The following is a 6,310-nucleotide window of genomic DNA, read 5'->3' as shown; positions in this document are numbered from 1 at the left end:
ATATATCCACATCAGCACTCTGCTTTGCGCAGGGTGCTTTTCTTATGCCTAAAAAAGGAGGTAATCAGCTATTGAGAAGCGTATCGGCAGGCAGACCCCCACCGTATCGGTAGTGCTGCCGTATGAGCAAACGCTCGGCGGCGAGGCTGTCGCGATGTACAACAAGTCGGGGCGCACCGCGCAGCAGTGGCAGGAACTGATGATGTACGACATCATGGCGGTGGACGGCGAGGGATTGTGGCGGCACATGAAATTCGGCTGGTCTATACCCCGCCGCAACGGCAAGTCAGAACTGCTCATAATGCGGTCGATATGGGGACTGCTCCACGGTGAAAGTATTCTCTACACCGCCCACCGCACCTCCACCTCTCACTCGGTGTGGGAAAAGGCCACCAGCCTGCTCGCGAAGATGGGCTACCGCGAGAAAGAGGACTTTAAGACCGCGAAGCAGTTCGGTCTTGAGCGTATCGAGTGGCTGGGCGGCGAGGGGCTGATAAATTTCCGCACGCGCTCGAGCAAGGGTGGGCTTGGCGAGGGTTACGACCTGCTCATCATCGACGAAGCGCAGGAGTACACTACCGATCAGGAAACAGCCTTGAAGTATATCGTTACTGACAGCCGAAACCCGCAGACGCTCATGTGCGGCACGCCGCCGACGGTGGTATCAGCGGGCACGGTGTTCACCAAGTACCGCAAGACGACTGTCACGGGCGGCGGCAACGACGACGGCTGGGCGGAATGGAGCGTGCCTGCGCTCACCAACGCCCACGACCCCGAATTGTGGTATCAGACCAACCCGTCGCTCGGCACTATCCTCACCGAGCGCAAGATACGCTCCGAGCTCGGCGACCCGCAGGACGCCCAAGTGGACGACAACATACAGCGTTTGGGGCTTTGGCTGACGTACAACCAAAAATCAGCCATCAGCAAGGGCGAGTGGCAGGCGCTTTGCATTACCGAAAAGCCGCAGCTCTCGCACGAGCTGTTTTTCGGCGTGAAGTACGCCAAAGCTACCGACAATGTATCGCTCGCCGTAGCCGCAAAGACCGCAGACGGCAAAGTGTTCGTCGAAGCCATCGACTGCCGACCCGTCCGCGAGGGCAACGACTGGATAATAGCGTATCTGCGCAACCCGCATATGCGCGAAACGGTCATAGACGGCGCAGGCGGACAATCTCTGCTCGCCGCCGACATGAAAAACGCCGGTATACGCCGCAAGCCGATACTCCCGAAAGTTTCGGAGGTCATAACTTCGGCGGCAAGCTTTGAGCGCGGCATTTTCGCGCAGACGATCTGCCACGCCGAACAGCCGTCGCTGGAACAAGTCGTCGCCAACTGCGAGCACCGCGCTATCAGCTCGGGCGGCGGGTACGGTTACACGTCCATTTTAGAGGGCGCGGACATATCGCTGCTTGAAGCCGTCGCGCTGGCGCACTGGGCGTGCGTGAACACGGTCAAAGAGAAGAAAATACAGAAGGTAAGCTGGTAACGGCTTACATATACCGCACAAGCGGAGAAAGGAAATATCATGGCAGATTTTAAACCCATCGAAACGCAGGAAGCTTTTGACGCAGCGGTCGCCGATGTGAAAAAGCAGTACGAGGGCTGGCTCTCGCCCGAGGACTACAGCGCCAAGACCGCCGACCTCGCGAAGCAGCTCGAAGCGAACAAGACCACCATCGCCGACCTTACGGCTAAGGCAAAGGCGTATGAGAGCGGCGCGCTGAAAATGCGCATCGCTCACGAGAACGGCATACCCTATGAGCTTGCGGGCAAGCTTTCGGGCGACACCGAAGAGGAGCTCAAAAAGGACGCTGAAACGCTCGCGATATTCGTGAAAAATCAGCAGCAGCCCCAGCCCCTCGCAAATACGGAGCACGGACACACGAACGGCAAGGACGCGGCGTACAAGTCGCTTCTCGCCGACCTCAAAAAGTAAAGAAAGGAAGTAATTAACTATGCCAGACATTCTCTCTAAGGGCGCAAAATTCGACCCGCAGCTCGTGACCGAGCTTTTCGACAAGGTAAAGGGCTTTTCATCGCTCTCGACCCTCTGCGCGCGCAGCCCTATCGCATTCAACGGACAGAAAGAGTTCATCTTCAGCATGGACGACGAAGTAGACCTCGTTGCCGAAGGCGGCAAAAAGACCCGCGGAAGCGTGGCTCTCGACCCTATCACGGTACTGCCGCTAAAGGTAGAGTACGGCGCAAGAATGACAGATGAATTTCTCTACGCCTCTGAGGAAGCGCAGATAGAAATGCTCAAAAATTTCTCTGAGGGCTTCTCGAAAAAGGTCGCCCGCGGTCTTGACATCATGGCTTTCCACGGACTGAACCCGAGGACTAAGACGGCGGCGGCTATCATCGGCACGAACCACTTCGACAGCGGCGTTGCTGTCATCGCGCAGGACAGCAAAACGCCCAAGACCCCCGACGCGCTGATAGAAGAGGCTATCGCGGCGGTGCAGGGCCACGAGTACGATGTATCGGGACTTACGATGGCTCCCGCATTCCGCTCCGACCTCGCCAAGATGGTGGACGCGAGCGGAAGAAAGATATACCCCGAACTTGCGTGGGGCAGCACTCCCGCTCAGATGAACGGTATAAGCACGACCACCAACACTACGGTGTCTTTCAATTCAAGCAAAGACCTTGCGATAGTCGGCGACTTCGCGACGGCATTCAAGTGGGGCTATTCCAAGGAGATACCGCTCGAAGTTATCCAGTACGGCGACCCTGACAACAGCGGCCGCGACCTCAAAGGATACAATGAGGTGTACATCAGAGCCGAAGCCTTTATCGGCTGGGGCATTCTCGACAAAAACGCTTTCGCCGTTATCCAGTCGGCGGCGACTGAGTAAGGGGGCATGGCAATGGCGGCAGTGTACGCGGCTATCGACGACGTTATACGGCTCGGGCGCAAGCTCACGGCTGAGGAACAGGAACTTGCGGAGGCGCTGCTGCCCGTTGCTTCCGCAAAGCTGAGCCTTATCGCGAAAAAGCACGGCAAGAGCATAGCGATCATGTCGGCGGCAGACCCCGAGTTCGCGCTTGCAGTCAAGGAGACCATCGCGCGGGCAGTTATCCGCGCGGTAAATGCGGCGGCTGACAATTCACCCGCAGCAACGCAGGCTTCGCAGGCGGCTATGGGGTACAGCATATCTATGTCGTACCTTAACGCGGGGCAGCAGCTTTACTACCTGCGCAACGAATTAAAAGACCTCGGGCTGATACGGCAGCGCTGGGGCGCACTGGAGGTGTACGGCAATGGTGACAATGATTAAAGGCATACCCGTTGAGCTTGTGGTGCGCGAGCAGACAGGCGCTGACGCGCTCAAACGCCCGATATATGCGGAGCGGATAGAGGTAGTCGAAAACGTGCTTGTGGGCGCGCCCAGCAGCGATGACGTTACAGCCGCGCTCAATCTCAGCGGCAAGAGAATAGCGTACACGCTGGCTATCCCAAAGGGCGACGAGCACGTTTGGACTGACACAGAGGTGCGCTTCTGGGGCGGGCGATACCGCACCGTAGGCGAACCGACGCAGGGCATAGACGCGCTTATCCCGCTCAGTTGGAACAAGAAAGTGCAGGTGGAAAGATATGCCGACGAAGATAGTTCTCAACCATAAGGCGGTGGGCGACTACCTCATGAGCGACAGCGTGGCGGCACTGACGGAAGAGTACGCCGAACGCATACGCGCGAAGCTGCCGAAACAGGGCTACCGCGTGAAGAATTACGCATGGACTAAGCGCTATCGTATACGCCGCCGTGTATCGTCGGTCGCGGCGACACACAAGCGCGCCATTCAGCAAAATCAGAAGAACAACACGATTTTAAAGGCGGTCGGGGAGGTAAAGGAATGATAGAAGTCACGCTTATCGACTACATATCGCGCGGGCTGGACGTGCCGTGCTTCGCCGAAGAGCCAGCCAAACCGCCCGCCAGCTACTGCATTATCGAGCGCACGGGCACATCTGAACGCAACTGCATAACGTCCGCGACGGTGGCTGTACAAAGCTACGGCGGCACGCTGCTTGAAGCTATGGAGCTTAACGAACGCTTGCTGAAACTCATGCGGCGTATGCCCGAACGCGGCGACATAAGCCGCTGCGCGCTCGTGAGCAGTTATCCATTCAATGAAACGACTACAAAACGTTACCGCTTTCAGGCGGTGTACGAAATAACATATTTTGAGGAGTGATTTTATGTCGAACAACAAAAACAATGTCACTACGGGCAAGCCTAAGGTAGGCGGAGCAGTTTTCCGCGCGCCCTGCTCTACGCCCCTGCCGACCGACGCCACTACCGAGCTGAACGCGGCTTTCAAGTGTCTGGGCTACATCAGCGAGGACGGCTTGACCAACGACGGCAGCCGCACCACCCAGTCTATCAAGGCATGGGGCGGTGATGTGGTGCACGTTTCCACCACCGACAAAAAGGACGATTTCACGATGACGTTCATCGAATCGCTCAGCGCAGAGGTGCTCAAACTCGTTCATGGCGACAGCAGCGTCACCGGCACACCAGAGGACGGCATGACGGTAGCGGTAGGCTCGGGCGACCTCGAGGACTACGCATACGTTATCGACATGATAATGACGGGCGGCGTGCTCAAACGCATTGTGCTGCCCTCTGCGAGCGTTTCAAACGTTGCCGAGGTGCAGTATGACGACAGCGACGCGGTGGGCTACGGCGTAACGCTGACCGCTATGGCGGACAGCACGGGCAACACCCACTACGAGTATTTCAAGAAGCCCGCGACTGAGTAAGGAGGTACGGCATGAAGATGATAGAGGGCAAGACCGAGCACGGTTTTGCATTTAAGTACGAAGCTGAAAAGCTCAACGATTGGGAGCTGCTGGAAGACCTTGTGGCAGTAGACGGCGGCGACGGTTCGCGGCTCGTGAGCGTGCTCCACCGCCTGCTCGATGATACGCAGGCGGCGGCGCTGAAAGACTTTTGCCGCGATGAGAACGGCAGAGTGCCGCGCGACGTAATGGTGCGCGAGATCTATTCCATTATCCGCGGCGGCGAAAAAGACGGCGACGGAAAAAACTGATACTGCTCGCCCGCATGGTGAGCGCGTGCGAGGGCGAGTTGATATGCGACTTTGCCGAGGTCTACAACATATACGATCACCGCGCCCTGCCGCTGAGGACGGCGGCTGCGCTTGCGGGCGGGCTGCGCTCAAACTCACGCGCACGCATGGCACTTGCCGGTGAAGATCACACGCTCAGCGAAATGCTGGGCGTTTTGATTTTTGACAAGCTTTCGCTGCTCGTGTGGCTCAACAGCAAGGACGGCGCGCGCGGAAAGAACCGCCCCGAATCGCTGGCGGCTAAGCTTTTCGGCACGCCGAACGAACCGCAGACCGAGGGCTTCGACGACCCGATGGCGTATGAAAAAGCGCGGCAGAAGATACTTAACGGAGGTGATTAAATGGCAGACAGCAATAGTAAAGGCATTGAGCTGGCGAAGGCGTATGTGCAGATAGTGCCCTCGATGGAAGGTTTGCAGGGGCAGCTTGCGAAGCTTTTCCCCGACGGCGTGGGCGGCGAGCAGGGCGGTAAGATGGGCAAAAATCTCGGCAAAAGCCTGCTTGCGGCGTTCGGCGCGTACAAGGTCGCCGACAAGCTGGGCGACGTTATAAAGAGCGCATTCAGCGAGGGCGCGGCGCTCGAGCAGTCTATCGGCGGCATAGAAACGCTGTTTAAATCCAGCGCGGGCAAGGTCGAACAGTACGCGAGCGACGCTTTCAAGACGGCGGGCGTAAGCGCTAACGAGTACATGGAGAACGTCACGAGCTTTTCGGCTTCGCTCATTTCATCGCTCGGCGGCGATACTGCTAAGGCTGCCGAAGCGGCGCACACGGCTATGGTCGATATGAGCGACAACGCCAACAAAATGGGCACGAACATCGCCGACATTCAGAACGCTTATCAGGGCTTCGCGAAGCAGAATTACACCATGCTCGATAACCTCAAATTGGGTTACGGCGGCACAAAGACCGAGATGGAGCGCCTGCTCGCCGACGCGGAGAAGATAAGCGGCATAAAATACGATATCAGCAATCTGTCCGACGTATACGCCGCTGTTCATGTCATTCAGGGCGAGCTTGACATCACCGGCACGACCGCGAAAGAAGCCGCCACGACGTTCAGCGGCTCGTTCGGCAGCATGAAAGCCGCAGCGGCGAACCTGCTCGGCACGCTCACGAACGGCGGCGACGTCAGCAAGGCTCTTGGCGACCTCGACGAGAGCGCGGGAAATTTCGCGGATAACTTTATCCGCATGGGCAAGCAGGGCGT

The 6,310-nt window shown here is 57.8% G+C and carries 10 protein-coding genes and 1 pseudogene; all 11 read left to right on the top strand.

Annotated elements, in window-relative coordinates:
• Nucleotides 1-154: 154 nt before the first annotated feature.
• On the top strand, nucleotides 155-1,489 hold the full coding sequence (locus LI114_RS12840) for a terminase large subunit (RefSeq protein ID WP_227221013.1): 1,335 nt from the start codon (nucleotides 155-157) through the stop codon (nucleotides 1,487-1,489).
• A gap of 39 nt (nucleotides 1,490-1,528) precedes the next feature.
• Complete coding sequence (locus tag LI114_RS12835) at nucleotides 1,529-1,939, top strand: DUF4355 domain-containing protein (RefSeq protein WP_227221012.1); 411 nt, start codon at nucleotides 1,529-1,531, stop codon at nucleotides 1,937-1,939.
• Nucleotides 1,940-1,958: 19 nt separating this feature from the next.
• Nucleotides 1,959-2,861 (top strand): phage major capsid protein, encoded by a 903-nt coding sequence (locus LI114_RS12830; RefSeq protein ID WP_227221011.1) that lies wholly within the window; start codon nucleotides 1,959-1,961, stop codon nucleotides 2,859-2,861.
• Between the two features lie 12 nt (nucleotides 2,862-2,873).
• A complete protein-coding gene (locus LI114_RS12825; protein ID WP_227221010.1) occupies nucleotides 2,874-3,284 on the top strand; it encodes a phage Gp19/Gp15/Gp42 family protein in 411 nt (136 codons plus the stop codon).
• Entirely contained in the window at nucleotides 3,268-3,630 is a 363-nt protein-coding gene (locus LI114_RS12820) for a hypothetical protein (protein WP_227221009.1), read from the top strand. The genes LI114_RS12825 and LI114_RS12820 overlap by 17 nt, the downstream gene beginning before the upstream one ends.
• The gene (locus LI114_RS12815) at nucleotides 3,602-3,865 is read left to right on the top strand and encodes a hypothetical protein (protein ID WP_227221008.1); all 264 of its coding nucleotides are present in this window, start codon (nucleotides 3,602-3,604) and stop codon (nucleotides 3,863-3,865) included. Before LI114_RS12820 ends, LI114_RS12815 begins: the two co-directional genes overlap by 29 nt.
• On the top strand, nucleotides 3,862-4,203 hold the full coding sequence (locus tag LI114_RS12810; protein WP_227221007.1) for a hypothetical protein: 342 nt from the start codon (nucleotides 3,862-3,864) through the stop codon (nucleotides 4,201-4,203). Before LI114_RS12815 ends, LI114_RS12810 begins: the two co-directional genes overlap by 4 nt.
• 4 nt (nucleotides 4,204-4,207) lie before the next feature.
• Nucleotides 4,208-4,771: a phage tail protein gene (locus LI114_RS12805; protein ID WP_227221006.1), complete on the top strand. Its 564-nt coding sequence runs from the start codon at nucleotides 4,208-4,210 to the stop codon at nucleotides 4,769-4,771.
• An 11-nt stretch (nucleotides 4,772-4,782) separates the two neighbouring features.
• Nucleotides 4,783-5,061: a hypothetical protein gene (locus LI114_RS12800; protein WP_227221005.1), complete on the top strand. Its 279-nt coding sequence runs from the start codon at nucleotides 4,783-4,785 to the stop codon at nucleotides 5,059-5,061.
• 38 nt (nucleotides 5,062-5,099) lie between these two features.
• A complete protein-coding gene (locus LI114_RS12795) occupies nucleotides 5,100-5,441 on the top strand; it encodes a DUF5361 domain-containing protein (protein WP_227221004.1) in 342 nt (113 codons plus the stop codon).
• Nucleotides 5,442-6,310 (top strand): annotated as a pseudogene (locus LI114_RS12790) (hypothetical protein); the annotation flags it as partial.

It is taken from the genome of Ruminococcus sp. 210702-SL.1.03, assembly GCF_020559915.1.
Taxonomy (GTDB): domain Bacteria; phylum Bacillota; class Clostridia; order Oscillospirales; family Ruminococcaceae; genus YE71.
This window is presented reverse-complemented; position numbering and strand designations above follow the sequence as displayed.